Annotated in this window: 13 protein-coding genes; 3 read left to right on the plus strand and 10 right to left on the minus strand. The window is 48.6% G+C overall.

Going from position 1 to position 15,239, the window contains the following annotated elements; all coding sequences use genetic code 11:
* Positions 1-9: 9 nt before the first annotated feature.
* From rpsF to LG211_RS15335, 9 genes are all read right to left on the minus strand, one after another.
* Positions 10-297, minus strand: coding sequence for a 30S ribosomal protein S6 (gene rpsF, locus LG211_RS15295; protein WP_148397146.1), 288 nt, complete (start codon positions 295-297; stop codon positions 10-12).
* Between the two features lie 115 nt (positions 298-412).
* Positions 413-1,015: a hypothetical protein gene (locus tag LG211_RS15300; protein WP_148397147.1), complete on the minus strand. Its 603-nt coding sequence runs from the start codon at positions 1,013-1,015 to the stop codon at positions 413-415.
* Positions 1,016-1,107: 92 nt separating this feature from the next.
* On the minus strand, positions 1,108-2,130 hold the full coding sequence (locus LG211_RS15305; RefSeq protein ID WP_269477917.1) for a PfkB family carbohydrate kinase: 1,023 nt from the start codon (positions 2,128-2,130) through the stop codon (positions 1,108-1,110).
* A 4-nt stretch (positions 2,131-2,134) separates the two neighbouring features.
* Positions 2,135-2,785, minus strand: a complete 651-nt coding sequence (locus LG211_RS15310; protein ID WP_269477918.1) for a bifunctional 4-hydroxy-2-oxoglutarate aldolase/2-dehydro-3-deoxy-phosphogluconate aldolase — start codon at positions 2,783-2,785, stop codon at positions 2,135-2,137.
* Positions 2,782-4,233: a UxaA family hydrolase gene (locus LG211_RS15315; protein ID WP_269477919.1), complete on the minus strand. Its 1,452-nt coding sequence runs from the start codon at positions 4,231-4,233 to the stop codon at positions 2,782-2,784. The genes LG211_RS15310 and LG211_RS15315 overlap by 4 nt, the downstream gene beginning before the upstream one ends.
* A gap of 2 nt (positions 4,234-4,235) precedes the next feature.
* Complete coding sequence (locus LG211_RS15320; protein ID WP_269477920.1) at positions 4,236-5,675, minus strand: tagaturonate reductase; 1,440 nt, start codon at positions 5,673-5,675, stop codon at positions 4,236-4,238.
* A gap of 10 nt (positions 5,676-5,685) precedes the next feature.
* Positions 5,686-6,696: a zinc-binding alcohol dehydrogenase family protein gene (locus LG211_RS15325; protein WP_269477921.1), complete on the minus strand. Its 1,011-nt coding sequence runs from the start codon at positions 6,694-6,696 to the stop codon at positions 5,686-5,688.
* A 21-nt stretch (positions 6,697-6,717) separates the two neighbouring features.
* Complete coding sequence (locus LG211_RS15330) at positions 6,718-8,682, minus strand: M20/M25/M40 family metallo-hydrolase (RefSeq protein WP_269477922.1); 1,965 nt, start codon at positions 8,680-8,682, stop codon at positions 6,718-6,720.
* A gap of 71 nt (positions 8,683-8,753) precedes the next feature.
* The gene (locus LG211_RS15335; RefSeq protein WP_269477923.1) at positions 8,754-10,352 is read right to left on the minus strand and encodes an APC family permease; all 1,599 of its coding nucleotides are present in this window, start codon (positions 10,350-10,352) and stop codon (positions 8,754-8,756) included.
* Positions 10,353-10,637: 285 nt separating this feature from the next.
* Between LG211_RS15335 and LG211_RS15340 the strand changes: the two genes are divergently transcribed.
* The 3 genes from LG211_RS15340 to LG211_RS15350 all read left to right on the plus strand — a co-directional run bounded on the left by LG211_RS15340 (position 10,638) and on the right by LG211_RS15350 (position 13,831).
* On the plus strand, positions 10,638-11,282 hold the full coding sequence (locus LG211_RS15340) for a GntR family transcriptional regulator (RefSeq protein WP_148397155.1): 645 nt from the start codon (positions 10,638-10,640) through the stop codon (positions 11,280-11,282).
* Positions 11,283-11,305: 23 nt separating this feature from the next.
* Positions 11,306-12,019, plus strand: coding sequence for a glucosaminidase domain-containing protein (locus LG211_RS15345; protein ID WP_253020724.1), 714 nt, complete (start codon positions 11,306-11,308; stop codon positions 12,017-12,019).
* A 117-nt stretch (positions 12,020-12,136) separates the two neighbouring features.
* Positions 12,137-13,831, plus strand: a complete 1,695-nt coding sequence (locus tag LG211_RS15350; RefSeq protein WP_269477924.1) for a M28 family metallopeptidase — start codon at positions 12,137-12,139, stop codon at positions 13,829-13,831.
* Positions 13,832-14,227: 396 nt separating this feature from the next.
* On the opposite strand, the gene LG211_RS15355 is transcribed toward LG211_RS15350, so the two are convergent.
* The gene (locus tag LG211_RS15355) at positions 14,228-15,148 is read right to left on the minus strand and encodes a nucleotidyltransferase family protein (RefSeq protein ID WP_269477925.1); all 921 of its coding nucleotides are present in this window, start codon (positions 15,146-15,148) and stop codon (positions 14,228-14,230) included.
* Positions 15,149-15,239 lie beyond the last annotated feature (91 nt).

Raw genomic sequence — 15,239 nt, forward strand, 5'->3', positions numbered from 1 at the left:
CGCACCCCTTTATTTCTCATCTTTGTTAATGATCATGTGTCTCATTACATTATCTGAGATTTTCAGTCTTCTGTCTAATTCTTTAGGCAGATTTTCACTTGCTTTAAATTCTACGACTACGTAGTATCCGTCATTTTTCTTCTGAATCGGATATGCAAGTTTTTTCATTCCCCATACGTCTGTTTTGGTGACTTCGCCATCCGCGCTGATGATCTGCTGAACAGTCTCAACGGTAGCATTCTTTTTCTCGTCCTCCAAAACTGGATCGATAATGAACATAACTTCATAATTTGTCATTCGTTTCACCTCCCTGTGGACTAAATGGCGCCCGCCTTCTGCCGGCGCAGAGAGCATTAAAAATTTCAATGCCTTTCTATTATACACTACTTTGTGCAAAAATCAAGAAAAATCTTTACACCGGAATAATCAATCCGCCCATGATGATTTCCATCATTTCCTCAGTCAGCTCCATATCCCAGCTGTAATTATCGTTTTTCGTCAGCTTAACGGTAAGCGTCTGCGGCTCACCGGGCGCGGCCTGGCTGGCCTTTTCCACCTGCTTTGCGAAAATACTCAAGCACTTTTTGTTTAGACTCTTTTTACTGTTCTTTCCCGTGTAAAGATTATCCTCCATATAGGAATAGGCTTCCTTATTATAATCTTTCAGAACACCGCTGAAATCCGAATTGCAGACCTGGACCTGGGCCGTGGCTGCGGTTTCGGCCTGGTTTTTTTCTACAGAATCAATTTTATAAGTGAAGTTTTTAAAAAGGCTGTTGTAGATCAGATCCAAATCCTCTTTGTTTCCCGCGCTGTGGAGGAGCATGTTGATATCCTCATTTTGCGTATACAAAATCAGCGTATCCGTATCCTTTTTCTTTAAACCTTCAAAAAATGCTTCTGTCACCTGCTCCGGCTCGGTGATTGTCAGGGTCTGGGTAAAATCTTTCATGCTGCATCCCCAAAGCCCGCTGGCCGCGGCAAGGATCATAACGATTGCGATTATCTTTTTCATACCTGAATTCTCCATACATTTTTTCTATTATATCATGTATGGCGCCAGTTGGCATGTTTTCCCGTCATATTTTGTTGTCTGCTGGGAAGGATTTATCGCTGCACCCGCCCGCTGCCGTCGCCGGCCGCCAGCGCATTCACTTCTTCAACGCTCACCCTGTTAAAATCACCCTCCACAGAATGTTTGAGACAGGACGCCGCCGCAGCGAATTCCAGGGCATCTTTCAGGGACATGTTTTTATACAGCCCATAAATCAGTCCTGCTGCGAAGCTGTCTCCCCCGCCAACCCGGTCGACGATATGAATCTCATACTCCTTTGAAAAGAAACATTGGCTGCCGTCGCTGATCATGGCGGCCCATCGGTTATCATTGGCCGACAAGCTGGTTCTCAATGTGATCGCAGCGTATTTAAAGCCAAACCGCTCAATCAGCTGACTTGCAACAGAACAATAACCTTCATGATTGAGTTTTCCCCCGTTCACATCACTATCCTCGGCCTGTATGCCGAAAATCTTTTCCGCATCCTCTTCATTGGCAATGCAGATATCCACATAGTCCATCAGTGGTTCCATAATACGCTGCGCTTCCTGAGAGGACCAGAGTTTTTTCCTGAAGTTGAGATCGCAGCTGATCGTCATATCCCGCTTCTTGGCTTCCCGGCAGGCTTCTTTTACCAGCACTGCGGTATTCTCGCTCAGGGCCGGCGTAATTCCGGTAAAATGAAACCATTTCGCCCCATCAAAAATGGCCGGCCAGTCAAAATCTCCCGAAACCGCCTGGGCAATGGAGGATCCGGCTCTGTCGTAGATAACTTTGGAAGGCCTCTGGGATGCTCCTGTTTCCAAATAATAGATTCCGACCCGATCCCCTCCCCGGACAATGCTGCCGGTATCCACTCCGAAAGAATTCAAGCTGCGGATGGCTGCCGCTCCAATCTCGTGGGGAGGCAGCTTGGTGACAAAAGCAGTGTCCACTCCAAAATTGGAAAGGGATACGGCAACATTTGCTTCCCCGCCGCCAAAAGTCGCTTCCATACGGTCATTCTGAAAAAAGCGCAGATAGCCTTCTGGTTTCAGCCGCAGCATAATTTCTCCAAACGTAATAATTTCCGCCATCTTCTTACCTCCTAATCTCCTTTACAAGTTTCATCGCCTTCCGGCACCTCTTTGTCACTTCTTTCCATCGATCCTGCTCTAATAAATCCGCTTTCACCATAAACGTGCCGCCGCAGGCAGCAACCGCTGGGCTGGACAGGTATTCCCCCAAATTATCCATGGAGATTCCGCCGGTAGGCATGAATTTCACTTGCTGATAAGGACCGGCAAGGGCTTTTATGGTTTTGACCCCGCCGAACTGCTCTGCCGGAAAAAATTTCAGGACGGTCAGCCCCATCTCCATGGCCCGCTCAATCTCCGTAGGCGTGACACATCCGGGGAATACAGGAATGTCCCGATTCAAGCAAAACTCCACCACCTTTGGATTGAAACCCGGGCTGACGATAAACCGGGCCCCGGCATCTTTCGCCCTTTGGGCCTGCTCTACGGTAAGAACGGTACCGGCTCCCACCATTAGACGATCACATTGCGCGCCCATGGTTTCGATAACTTTTTCCGCCCCTTGAGCGCGGAATGTAACTTCCGCGGCCTCCATTTCTCCATCTGCCAGCGCCTTTGCCAGCAGCGCAGCCTTATTTGTCTGATCCAGCCGGATGACAGGAATAATTCCTGCCCGGAAAAAAGTCTGTACAACGCTCTGGTATTGTTTGCTCATAATGTCACTCCTTGCTTAAAAATCGCGATATCCCGGTAACCCCTGCTCTCGCTTTTCGTTCGATCCCCGCTGGCTGTTTCTATAACACAGCGGTAAAAATCTTCAACAATCTTTTCCCGGTCCCCTTCATCCGCCATAAAGCCCCCATCGAAATCGAACCAGTTGTTCTTTTTTTCATAAATGACATGGTTGGAAGCGATCTTAACGGTAGGAACCAGGCTTCCGAAAGGCGTTCCCCTGCCTGTGGTAAAAAGAATCAAATGAGCGCCGGACAGGGCCAGGGCCGTGGAAGCCACCAGATCGTTTCCAGGGGCGGAAAGCAAATTCAGCCCGGGAACCTTTACCGGTTCTCCATACTGTAAGACATCATTGACAAGGGAGCTGCCGCCCTTTTGCACGCAGCCCAGCGATTTATCTTCCAAAGTGGTAATGCCCCCCGCTTTATTTCCCGGGGAAGGATTTTCACAAATCACCTGTCCGTGGCGTCTGAAATAGTCCTTAAACTGATTGATGAGTCCAACTGTTTTAGCGAAGGTCTCTTCATCTCTGCACCTGTTCATCAACAGTCTTTCCGCTCCGAACATCTCCGGAACTTCTGTCAGGATTACGCTGCCGCCCTGGCCGCACAAGCGGTCGGAAAACCTGCCCACCAGGGGATTTGCCGTTATACCGGAAAGGCCGTCGGAGCCGCCGCATTTCAGACCGACCACCAGCCGGCTCACCGGAACCGGCTGCCGCCGGAAGTTTTTCGCATAATCGATCAGATCGCGTACCAATAAAGCGCCGTCTTCAAGTTCATCCTCCGTATCCTGGCATTGGAGAAATTTTATCCGCTCCAATGAAGCCGGCTGACCTGGCAAATAGTCCTTTAAAACGTCCAAGTTGCAATTTTCGCAGCCCAGCCCCAAGAGCAGAACGCCTCCGGCGTTGGGATGACCGGCCAGAGCGGCCAATGCCCTGCGGGTATTTTCTTGATCCTCGCCCATCTGTGAACAGCCATAAGGATGGGTGATGGCATAAACCCCGTCAACCTTTCCCCGTGCGTATTCCTTCGCTTTCTCAGCAAGCTCCTGGGCAACGGAATTCACACAGCCCACAGTGGCAATAATCCAAACCTCATTTCGAACCGCGCACCTGCCGTCTTCCCGCACATATCCGCTGAAAAAAGAAGCTTTCGATCCTCTTAGTTCTTGAGTTTTCAAGGCTTTACGGTATTGATAATCTTCTGTATCGCCTAATAGCGTTTTTACGTTGTGGGTATGGACCCATTGGCCCTCTTGAATGTCTTTCTCAGCCCGCCCGATGGGGCAGCCGTATTTGATAATGGTCTCCCCCTTGGAAATTTTTTTTAAAGCGAATTTATGACCCTGGGGTATCTTCTCTTTTTTCACCAGATCGTTCAAGGCGACCGCCACGTTATCCTTCTCGTTTATTTTAATCCAGTCCATCTCTAACACTCCTTGAGAAAACCAGCCAGAGCCTCTGCCATCCCCCGGCTTTCGATTTCATCCATTAAGGCTGCCGTCATCTGCACCAGGCCTTGAACCTTGGATAGATCCTCCTGGAAAAAATCCTTCTGTTTAAGCAGTTCATGGACAAGGGCCTCATTGGTCTGAAACTGTCCGGCCCTGCGGAAAAAAGCGAGGACCTGTTCATCGTCCCGAACCTGCTCATGTTTGTAGTAGACAATCAGCGCTGCCAGGGCAAAGACGGTACATGCAGGCAGCGTCCCCTTGCGGGCGGCATATTCTTTCAGTGATGGCTTGATTCTGGCCGTCCATTTTGAAATGCTGTTGAGGGCGATATCGGTCAGCTTGTGGTCGATAAAGGGGTTGGCAAAACGATCGAATACATCTTCAGCAAATTGGCGCAAATCTTCCTCGGGCAGGTCCAAGGTTGGAATGACTTCTTGAAAAACAAAGGTCCTGACAAACTGGTTGATCTTTTCATCTTCCATGCTTTCTCTGACAATTTGTTTTCCTGCGAGACGGGCCACAGGGACCAGGCAAGTATGGGCCCCGTTGAGAATTCTCACCTTGCGGGTTTTGTAAGGCTTGTGGTCTTTTTTTACCAGGATCGGCAGCCCGGCCCTGGTAAAAGGAAGGCTCCCTTCCAAATCCTCTGTACCCTCAATCACCCAAAGACCAAAGAATTCAGCCGCATCCATCAAGACGTCCTCATATCCGTTTTTTCCGTTTTCTTCCTCCGGATCGGCAGGGTATCCGGTGACGATCCGATCCACCAGGGTGGAGCAGAATCGATTTTCCTGCTCTACCCATTGGATGAAGTCCGGCCCCAAATCCCAGTCCCGGCTGTGGGACAGCACGCAGTCTTTCAGCTTTTTTCCGTTATCATCGATGAGTTCGCAGGAGAGTATGATAAATCCCCGCTGGCTGGCTGTGCGGGAAAATCGTTCATACAGCAGCCTGGTCAGCTTTGCCGGAAAAGTTCCGGCAGGTTGGTCGGAAAACCGGCAGGTGCCGTCGTAAACGATCCCGGCCTCCGTTGTGTTGGATACGATATATTCCATCTCCTCATTTCTGGCCAACTCCAAAAAAGAAGGAAAATCTTCATACGGATCGATCCCTCTGCTGATGCAGCTGATGATCCGCTTTTCATTTCTGATTCCTTGTCTGTCCCGGCCCCGCAGGCAGAGAGTGTACAGTCCCTCCTGCCGGTTGATATCCCCAATGCGTCCTGCCGGAATGGGCTGGACAACGGCCACTTTACCGTTGAAACCACCCCGCTCATTGGCAAGGTCGATAAAGTAATCGACAAAGCCCCGCAGAAAATTCCCTTCGCCGAATTGAATGACTTTCTCAGGAGCCTGCCGGAGAAGATAGCCGTCATAGTTTAATATATCCAGAGTTTCATACGTTAATTTATCCATGGACCCTCCTTTAAAATTCGATCAAAACCTTGAGCATGTTTCCCTGGCTTGCGTCAAACGCTCTGAAAGCTTCTTCGCTTTCTTTGAATTTATAAACGTTGGTAATCACCTTGTCAAAAGGAATTGCTCCTTTTTTCGCCAGCTGGATGGATTCCATAAAATCTTCTTTTAGAGCGTTGCGTGAACCGTATACGGTTAACTCCTTTTTTTGCAGCATGGTAAAGTTAAAATCCAAATTCTCTTTGCCCACACCGATTAAAAGAACCTTGCCTGCGAATGCCGCTCCATCGACGGCCAGCTGGAAAGTCTGCGGAAGCCCCACAGCCTCTACGGCTGTATCATAGCCCCGTCCCTGAGTGAGGCTTTCTATTTTTTCAGACAAATGGCCATCGTTGAGCACGTATTGGTCAAAGCCGAAGGTTTTTACATAGTCCAGCTTTTCCCTGGATATGTCGCAGATATGGACTTCCGCGCCCATGATTTTGGCAGATAGTCCGGCCATTACACCGATGGTTCCGGCGCCGATAATCAGAACCTTATCTCCGGCTTTGATGCCCGCCCGTTTGATTCCATGGTACCCGATGCAGAAAGGCTCGATGAGGGCCAGATGCTTTGGGTCAATGTCATCTCCCTTATACAGCCGCTCCACCGGCATGGTGATGTACTGGCGAAAGGCCCCGTCCCTTTGGGCGCCCATGGTTTGGTTATTTTCGCAGCAATTGACAAATCCCCGCTGACAGGCATAGCATTGACCGCAGTTAAAATACGGGTTGGCTGTGACGATCATGCCCTTTTCCAGTCCCAGTTCATTTTGGCCGATGTCAACGATTTCCGCAGAAAATTCATGGCCCGGAATCCTTGGATAATCGGCATAGGCAAACGTCCCCCTGTATGTGCCCAGGTCCGATCCGCAGATTCCGCCGTAAAGCAGCTTGAGCACTGCTTCGCCCTCGCCTTTCTTTGGCAGCTCCGCCTCTTTATAGACCAGTTCCTTTGGTCTTTCAATACAAATATAATCCACAAAGATACCTCCTTTTGTTCTTTAAAACTTGTTGTTCAGCAGCTTGATTGCCTTCTCTGCTTTTTCCGCGGCCTCAGTTTCCTTTAAAACGGCCTGATTATAGCAGCGCTGCTGACGATCCAGGGCCTGCTCCAGCCGCTCCCTTTCCTGATAACCGTACTTGTTTTCCAGAAGGGACCTGATTACAGCGTACAAGTCCTCATTGCCGTTTTCGATCAGGCCGGTGCCCCAGCTGTCTTTTGGCTCCTCTGTCACCTGCTTTACAAAATAATCATAGGTGTCCCGACTGAAGAACGGCGCATAATAATTAAAATCAATTTCCATCAGATGGTCCGCTGCAGAGGAATACTGCCCTTTCTCTGAACAGGCAACGGCTTTTTCCAACGCCTCCACATTGGCAGCGTACCTTTGATGGGGAGCGATCATTTCATCGTTCCAATTGAGCCGGATAAAGTGCTGGTGGATAAATTGATAAATTTTGTGAAGTTCCTGATTTAAGGCTCCTTTATCCGCCGGAATCCGGCCTTCCGCCAAGCAGCCTTCATTGAAATCGGCCACATGCTCCTTGAGCAGGACCGCCTCCCTTACCGCTTTCTTAAAAATCTGAACATCGGATTCTTTCAGGACTGGGGCAAGCTCTTCATAAATCCCCCCAAGCCTTCTCTGCAAATTGATGGGGCAGATCGCTTTTGCGTCCAGATGGGCAATGATATGAGCAAACAGGTTATGAAACAGTTCAAAGGCTTGATCATCAAAACCTGCTTCCCAGGAGCTGTCCGAGCTGTGGAGGACTTTCCGGTCCGCCAGGCACCCATCGTAGGCTCCGGCGACGAAGCTGGGAATTCCCGCTTTTGTATAACTGAAATCTTCTGTGGAGGACGTCAATTTCATATTTGTTTCTATCTGGTATTCTCCTGTGTTTCCATAGGCGTTCACGGCCTCTTGTACAAAATCGTACAGCTCCTGGGTGCAGACGATACAGAATTTCCGCTCTCCCTTTACTGCATAAAACCCATCCAGGTTGACCACTGCGAAGCCCGTTTCCTTCCACTCCGGCCGAATATCCGTGATCTGCCGATAGGCTCCGATCGCCCAATCGTATTTGCTGTCCATCAAGCCCCATTCTTCCGCTCCGTGGGCGACAAATCGCAGCGTCTTTTTGGGTCGAACTCCTTTTTCTGTAAATGCCTTAGCCAGTCCCAGAGCCCAGCCGATTCCCTGTACATCGTCAAAGACCGTGTAATAATAGGAATCGTAATGGTTGATGATGTAGATAACGTCCTCTGTTTCCCCAGGGATGTCTCCCCAGATATTATAGGAAATACCGCCTTCTTCGACCCTGCTGTCCACATTCAGGACGACGGATATTTCCTTTGTGCTGCTGGCAGCAATCTGCTGTTTCAGCCGAAAGCCGTCTTTCTTTCCAATGGAAAAGGCCAGCAGATCCGCCGGACCGCAAAGATCTTCCGACACCAGCACGTTGTCCCCTTCCTGCCCGAAACCTCCCGTATTGATGCAGATCACCCCCAAGGCTCCCCGAAGCTTTGCTTCGTATGCGGGAAAATTTATCCACCAGTCGTCGGCCTGATTGATTTCGATCAGCACCAGCTTTCCCTTGGGATCTACCTGTTCATAGTCCTGTTCCGTTCCTTTTCCTGCGAAGATCATGGACACTTTTTTCTTTTCAAAGACCGCATGGCAGGCGTATCCGCCCATGGAAACTTCCTGCTTCTCCCCGCTTTCTTCCGTATAAGTCAGCGAAGTTTCTTTTAAAGTCCAGGCATCTACCGGGAAGGGATCCTTTGTAACTCTTACAAGTCCGGCTTCATTAAATTTTTTTACCAGGTAGTCCGCCGCCTCATGTTCCGCGGGGGAACCGGCCCAGCGGCCGCCGATCTTGCTGCAATCGGTTATCCGGGACAGCTCCTCGATCACTTCTTTTGAAAAAGTAATGTTTATTTTTTCCTTTTTCCAATCGCTGTTCATTTGTATCTCCATCGACATAATACAGGGAGCAGGATATTCCTTCCATGCTCCCTATCCACTGATTATAATTATTAGAAAATCTTTGCCGGATCTTTTTTCTTGCCCCAGATCATGAGGATGATTCCGATAACGCCTGCGGCAATGGTAAGGTATTTAATGGCTGTAATAAAGGTCTGGAAAATATCCGGGCTTCCGTAGCCTTCCGCATAAACCGCCGGATTCTCGTACCACGGGAAGAAGAAGATGGCGATGATGCCCAGGATCGCCCACATGACCAGAATCACGCCTGTCCTCAGGATGTCTCCCGGCGCCAATTTTGTAGCGGGGTTGATGGGATACCGCTGAGGATCGATGGATGTCATTCCGCCGTAAACTTTCTTGATGATGATGTAAGCTGCAGGTCCGCTGATTACGCCGATAATACCGAATAGGAAATAATCGGTTCCGTTCAAATATAAGGCGATCACTCCGATTATAAAGGGTACCGAGCTGTAAGCGATGAACACTCCGTCGCTTACCTTTAACTTAAAGGGGCCGTCCGGATGGGTCTTTCTCACTCTTCTCAGAATGCCCGATATCTGGGTCAGGCTGGAAGCAAAGATGCTCATGGTAACGGTAATGATAACCAACTGTGTAAAGTTGAACTGGCAGATAATAAAGGATACAACAGCTACGCTGAGCACGCCCACATAGGGAACGCCTCTCTTCTTGTCGCATTTAACCAAGAACTTTGGACAGAGGTTGTCGGCGGCCATTACGAAAAAGCCTCTGGATGTGGACGCGATGTATCCGTTGAACAGTGAGACGTTGGACAGAACTGCAACAATCAGGAAGAAGCTGAAGAAAATCGGTCCTCCGTATTCTCTGGCCACATCGATGTAAGAAACACCTTCCGAACCCCAGTTATCCCACTGGCCGATAGAGGAAAGTCCTGCAGTTGTGGGAACGATGTAGGTCAAAATGATCAATGGAATGGCGATCATCAATGCTTTTGGTATGATCTGCGGTTTTTCCAGTTCTTCGCTCATGATGGACATGGCTTCCATTCCTCCGTACATCCACATGCCGATGGCCAGACCATAACCGATACTTTCAATCAAGCTTTGTCCCTCCGGTATAAAGGGCTGGACCGGCGACTGATTGTAATGGGCGAATCCGAGAATCGCCACGATGGCGAAAGCTGCCAGAATACTGATGGATATAATGGTATTGACGATTGCTACGTCCTTGATTCCTCTCAGGTTGACGATTGTAAAAACCACGATAAAGGCAATTTTTACAATGTATTCCTGCGTTCCGGTCAGATGAAAGGCGCTGGCCATGTAATTGGATGCCAGCACGACGAAGGTTACGGTATTAAAGTAGCCTCCCAGAGTTCTCCACCAGCCCATCTGGAACCCCCAAAATTCACCGCAGGTTTCCTGAACCCACTTGTACGGGCCTCCTTCGGCCGGTATGGCAGATCCCATCTCGGCGCAGACAAAAGCCTGCGGATATGCCCAGACCAGCGGTATGATGATCAGCATGACCATGCACAGGCCCGGGCCCACGCTGGGTACCATGTCTTCGATTCCATAAGCCCCTGCGGCTGTCAGAGAATAGATGGTGCCCACTACGGCCAGAAGTCCGACTTTATGGCGTTTCAGCCCTTTGTTGGATAAATCGTTCATATCTCCCTCCATAATTATAAAATGAGAACAACGGCATTTTGCATATCTGTTGCATATCTGTTGTATACAACAGATCATGTGATTATTTTAACCCCTTGTAAAATGTTTGTCAACTATATTTTGAACAATCTGACCATTTCCCGGCCATCTTTATTTTTTAGCGGGCTTTTCCTTTTTTTAATCCCTTTTTTTCCAATCTTGTAGTATACTTTTAAGCATAAAGGGACCATTCCTTTGATTTATTTTAGAAAAAAATCTCTGAAGATTAATGATAAAAGGAAGAATATGCAAAAAGAAAGTTTAAAAAACAAAGCTTATAACTTGATCAAGACAAAGATCGTCAATTGTGAATATCCGCCCAATTCCTTCTTGAACGAAACCCTGCTCATGGACGAAATCGGCTCCAGCCGGACGCCCATCAGGGAAGCGCTCAGCAAGCTGGAACAGGAGAATCTGGTTCGGATCCTTCCCAAAAAAGGAATTATGGTGTCGGATCTTTCCATCAATGAAATCAGCATGATCTTTGAAACCCGGATTTTAATTGAGCCGTACATCGTCGCCCATTACGGGCAGCTGGTTCCGTCCGACATTCTGTCATCCATGAAAAAAACCTTTGATTTGAAAAATTTATCCCACAGATCGACCAATGAAATTTACGTGAAGGATGATCAATTTCACAAATTACTGGTAAATTCCAGCAAAAATCTATATTTTATGCGGACCATGGATTACATCTACAACCAAAACTTCCGCCTGCGGGTTATGACCGGAAATCAGAATCAGGAACGGATCCTGGCTTCCAACAACGAACACGTAAATATTATCGACCTGATGCTGGGCGGGAAATTCGATGAGGCAGGAGAAGCGATCAAGACCCATCTGGAGAAGGCCAGGGAAGCTAGTTTTTCCAGTTTCATCAATCATTACTGAACTTGATTTGAGGACATATGCTTATGGATACGGTTAAAAAAAAGAAACGATTCAAAAACGGGTTTTTGATTTTACTCCTCGTCGATCTTTTACTCCTGCTTCTCATCTGCTCTTCGGCGGCAGCAGTGGTCTGGGCTGCGCAGAATATGGTGGAGGAAGCCGAAAAAAAAGAGGCGGCCAAGGTGGAGGCCATGTATGAAAAAGCCTCAGAAGTGAATCTCCCTGACTCCTTGCGCCAGTATACTGCCGACCGGCTGACAAAGCAGGAATCCATTCCTGCCTATTCCCTGGAACAGATTTACGACCTTGATCTGAGAAAGCCCAGCGGCGTAACGGAAGCCGATTTAAAGCTGGTCACCAGCCAGGGGCTGGTCGGACTGGAGGAAGCCTTTGTTCGCGCTGAGGAAAAATACGGAGTCAACTGCGTTTTCCTCATGTCCATCGCTTCGCTGGAAAGCGCCAAAGGAACCATGATGTTCCGGCCCAACAATATGTTTGGCTACGGCCGAAGCGGATTTTCTTCCAAGTCTGAAGGCATCAACGTGGTTGCCAAAGGCCTTTCTTCCAAATATCTCAAGCCGGGCGCCAGTCTTTACGGCGGCAGTCCCACAGTAAAAGGTGTCAACAAACGCTATGCCGCAAATCCCCAGTGGTATGCCAAGGTGGGGAATTATATGGTGGATTATTACGCGGTCATCAGCAAGCGTCATAAGGAAGCACTGAGCAGAATTAAGTAACTAAGGAAAGGCCGGAACGTTGATGTTTGATGAAATTTTCTTTTTTACCTATATCTTTGCCGGATTTGTGGGCTTTCTCGTTTTAAGGATGTAAAAGGAAAGATTGCTCTGGCCGGCGTGGATCAGTGGAATGTGGCCTGGATCGATCAATATATGAATGAAGCCGCCCTTCACGGCGCTGCGGCCATCGTTACATACAGTCTGGAAATCGGCTACGGATCTTACTCCGACGATATGATCAACATGCAGGATTTATGCGCAAAAGACGTGATCCCTTGCGTCAGCATCAGCCGTAATCACTACAAGGAGCTTTCCAAAGCCATAAAAGAAGGTAAGAATAAAGCGACTTTGGAAGTCGATAATGTTATGGAGCCGGATAAGGGCACCATCTACAATGTGGTTGGAAAAATCAAGGGAAAATCCTCTGACCAGCAAATCATTGTCTCCGGTCATTATGCCGTATATTTCAATGGTTTTCAGGATGATAGCTGCGCCATCAGCCTGATTCTTTCTATGGCCAAGGCTATGAAGGATTCCGAATATACCCCGGAAAACGATATTGTCTTCGTATGCCACGGTTCTAAGGAATGGGGCGCCATCGGAAGCCAGTTCGACTGGACCACCGGCGCCTGGGAAATGATCAACAACGCTCATCCTGATTGGGCCGGAAAAACCATCGCCATGCTCAACTTCGAGCTTCCCGCCGTTTACGATGGAGCAAAACAGGGCGAGATCCAGTGCGATCCCGACTTTGCTCCCCTTGTGAAAGAGTTTGTGGAAAATTTCGGAATTCTTGCCGCGCCTGAAAACGATATTTATCCCGACGGCTTTAACAGCACTTCCGTCGATACTTTTTGCCTGGAGGACGGGGTTTCTTACCGGGCCAGCGGCGTTCCTCACTCTGTCAATATCCCGGGATTCGATAAGGAAAAAGATAAAAACTGGAACCGCGACCGCTATCATACGGTGGCCGACGACAAGGATACCTACAATGCGGATGTTATGACCACCAATCTCAAGACCTTCGGCGCATTAGCCATCTATGTGGATCAGACCCCGGCCCTCAAGCTGGATATGACTGCTACCTGCGATGATCTGGATGAGGCGCTCAACGAGGATTTGGCAAAGGCAGCCGGTGCGGATACGGAAGCTTATAAGGCGGCCTCCAAAGAACTGCGCGCTTCTGTCGACAGCCTGAACAAGAAGATCGATGATGTCAATTCCCGCTACGAGAAGGCTGTTTCAGACGGCGCTTCTGAGGATGAGCTCACGGCCATTCGGTCAGAAGGAAAAGCGCTGAATAAGACGACTTTGGAAACCTTCAAATATATCCAGGATCATTTTATCGGCATTATCCTCACTTCCGATATGGTCATCAAGCACATTCCTTACCAGTCCAATATCGAACTGATCTCAGACGTTACGGCAGCTCTGGAAAAAGACGTGCTATCCAATGAAAAGGAGCAAAACGGCGCTCTGGATTTGGCTGGTCAGATCAACGTCAGAGCGGAATTCGGATATTATTCCTTCAGCCCAAAGACCTGCAAAGCCTCAGAAGAATCGCTTCTCGAAGACAGCAACAAGGGCAATCTTTTCTGGGGAACGGGCAAAGGCCCAAAGCTGGCGGATACGAAGGATGCGACCCGCTCGCTTCTGAAAAAATCAGCCGCCGGGGAAAAGGGTTCTTACAGCGAGGAAATCGAAATTTACAACAAGGCCCTAAAAGCCCAGCAGAAGGAAATGACAAAAACCATGGAAGCCGAAACTAAGGCTATGAAGGAGCTGGCTGACAGCTTGAAAGCGAAAATTTAGGAAGTAAGATTTTGTTCATCTGAAATCAAAAAGGGCTGTCGCATTAGTGAAAACGAATGCGATGTGCCCTTTTTTCGATCCATTTTTTGAAAGGAGCAGCCCCTTCGGCCCAGGATTCATAAAGGGTGAAAAGCAAAATGATCGCTCGAGCTTGTTTTGGTCTAAGTTTACGATGATTTTTCATCGCGGGAAGAGAAAATAAGGTAGAAAAGAGATAATTTCCTGCTGTTTTTAGGAGGATTGGCAGCGAAAAAGGCCTAAAATCATCGCTGAAAAGGCTGCTAGTCTCAGATCACGATGATTTGCTCCCAGCCTCGACTCCAGGCCCCGCAAACCCGCAACTTTGCGTAAATCCAGAAAATTTTCCGGACTTAAAATTTCCTGGTATCCTTTACCCTATTTCCACAGCTTGTCCGGGTAAAGCCCTTTGTCCTTCATGGACTGGAGAGCAGCCACCACCTGTTCCTTATCGGCCCGGTAGGTCACTCCGTACCATTTATCCTGGGAAGGAAGAACTTTTACCGTTGCTTTTCCTTCTTTCACCAGCCGGTCCGCCACCATAGGCAGATAATATTCGCCCTTGAGCGGATTCTCTTTTATCGCCTGATCTAAAAAAGCAGGAAATCCTTTTTCCATTTCTTCCATCATGCTTTTGGTAAAGCCCCAAAAATTCATGGACACCGTTGTTCCATCGGGAAGAGGTATCCAGGACTGGCCGTCGTCCTCCGTATAGCAAATACCTTCCGGCCGCCTCATGATCTTGGTGCGCTCAGTAACTTGAGTCAAATTACCTTCTTCCGTGATCTCACATACGCCGCGGGCCACATGTCCGTTTTCTGTAATGGTGTTTTCCAATTTGAAGCCCACCATGCAGTAGGAATAGGTTGCGCCGTCCTTGCTGCTGATCAGGAAATCATAGATGCTCTGGAACCCTCCGGCTCCATAATAATCGTCGGCATTGATGACTGCAAAGGGTCCGTCGATCAAATGTCTGCAGCTCAAAACTGCATGGGCTGTTCCCCAAGGCTTTTCCCGGCCCTGCGGAACCAGATAACCCTGGGGGAGATCCTCCAGCTTTTGAAAGGCGTACTCCACCTGTAGATGCTTTCCCGCTCTGTCGTCGATTAAAGCCCGGAAGTCCTCTTCCATTTCTTCTTTAATAACGAATATGACTTTTTTAAATCCGGCCATCATGGCATCATAGAGGGAAAAATCCAAGATGATCTCGCCCTGATCGCTGATGGGGTCCATCTGTTTAAGCCCGCCGTACCGGGAACCCATTCCCGCGGCCATTATAATTAAAGTTGGTTCTTTCATAACGCTTCCTCTTTTCTGATGTTTTTAACAGGGCCTGTCCAATGCAAAAGCCCTGTTATAGTATACGATAAATGACGGCCGCCCGCAAGCC

The sequence above is a fragment of the Hominibacterium faecale genome, from assembly GCF_020734085.1.
GTDB classification, from domain to species: Bacteria; Bacillota; Clostridia; order Peptostreptococcales; family Anaerovoracaceae; genus Hominibacterium; species Hominibacterium faecale.

Excerpts from the sequence above, each read along its gene's own strand:
- rpsF (WP_148397146.1), bottom strand. The coding sequence starts at position 297 with ATGACAAATTATGAAGTTATGTTCATTATCGATCCAGTTTTGGAGGAC.
- LG211_RS15300 (WP_148397147.1), bottom strand. The coding sequence starts at position 1,015 with ATGAAAAAGATAATCGCAATCGTTATGATCCTTGCCGCGGCCAGCGGG.
- LG211_RS15305 (WP_269477917.1), bottom strand. The coding sequence starts at position 2,130 with ATGGCGGAAATTATTACGTTTGGAGAAATTATGCTGCGGCTGAAACCA.
- LG211_RS15310 (WP_269477918.1), bottom strand. The coding sequence starts at position 2,785 with ATGAGCAAACAATACCAGAGCGTTGTACAGACTTTTTTCCGGGCAGGA.
- LG211_RS15315 (WP_269477919.1), bottom strand. The coding sequence starts at position 4,233 with ATGGACTGGATTAAAATAAACGAGAAGGATAACGTGGCGGTCGCCTTG.
- LG211_RS15320 (WP_269477920.1), bottom strand. The coding sequence starts at position 5,675 with ATGGATAAATTAACGTATGAAACTCTGGATATATTAAACTATGACGGC.
- LG211_RS15330 (WP_269477922.1), bottom strand. The coding sequence starts at position 8,682 with ATGAACAGCGATTGGAAAAAGGAAAAAATAAACATTACTTTTTCAAAA.
- LG211_RS15335 (WP_269477923.1), bottom strand. The coding sequence starts at position 10,352 with ATGAACGATTTATCCAACAAAGGGCTGAAACGCCATAAAGTCGGACTT.
- LG211_RS15340 (WP_148397155.1), top strand. The coding sequence starts at position 10,638 with ATGCAAAAAGAAAGTTTAAAAAACAAAGCTTATAACTTGATCAAGACA.
- LG211_RS15345 (WP_253020724.1), top strand. The coding sequence starts at position 11,306 with ATGGATACGGTTAAAAAAAAGAAACGATTCAAAAACGGGTTTTTGATT.
- LG211_RS15355 (WP_269477925.1), bottom strand. The coding sequence starts at position 15,148 with ATGAAAGAACCAACTTTAATTATAATGGCCGCGGGAATGGGTTCCCGG.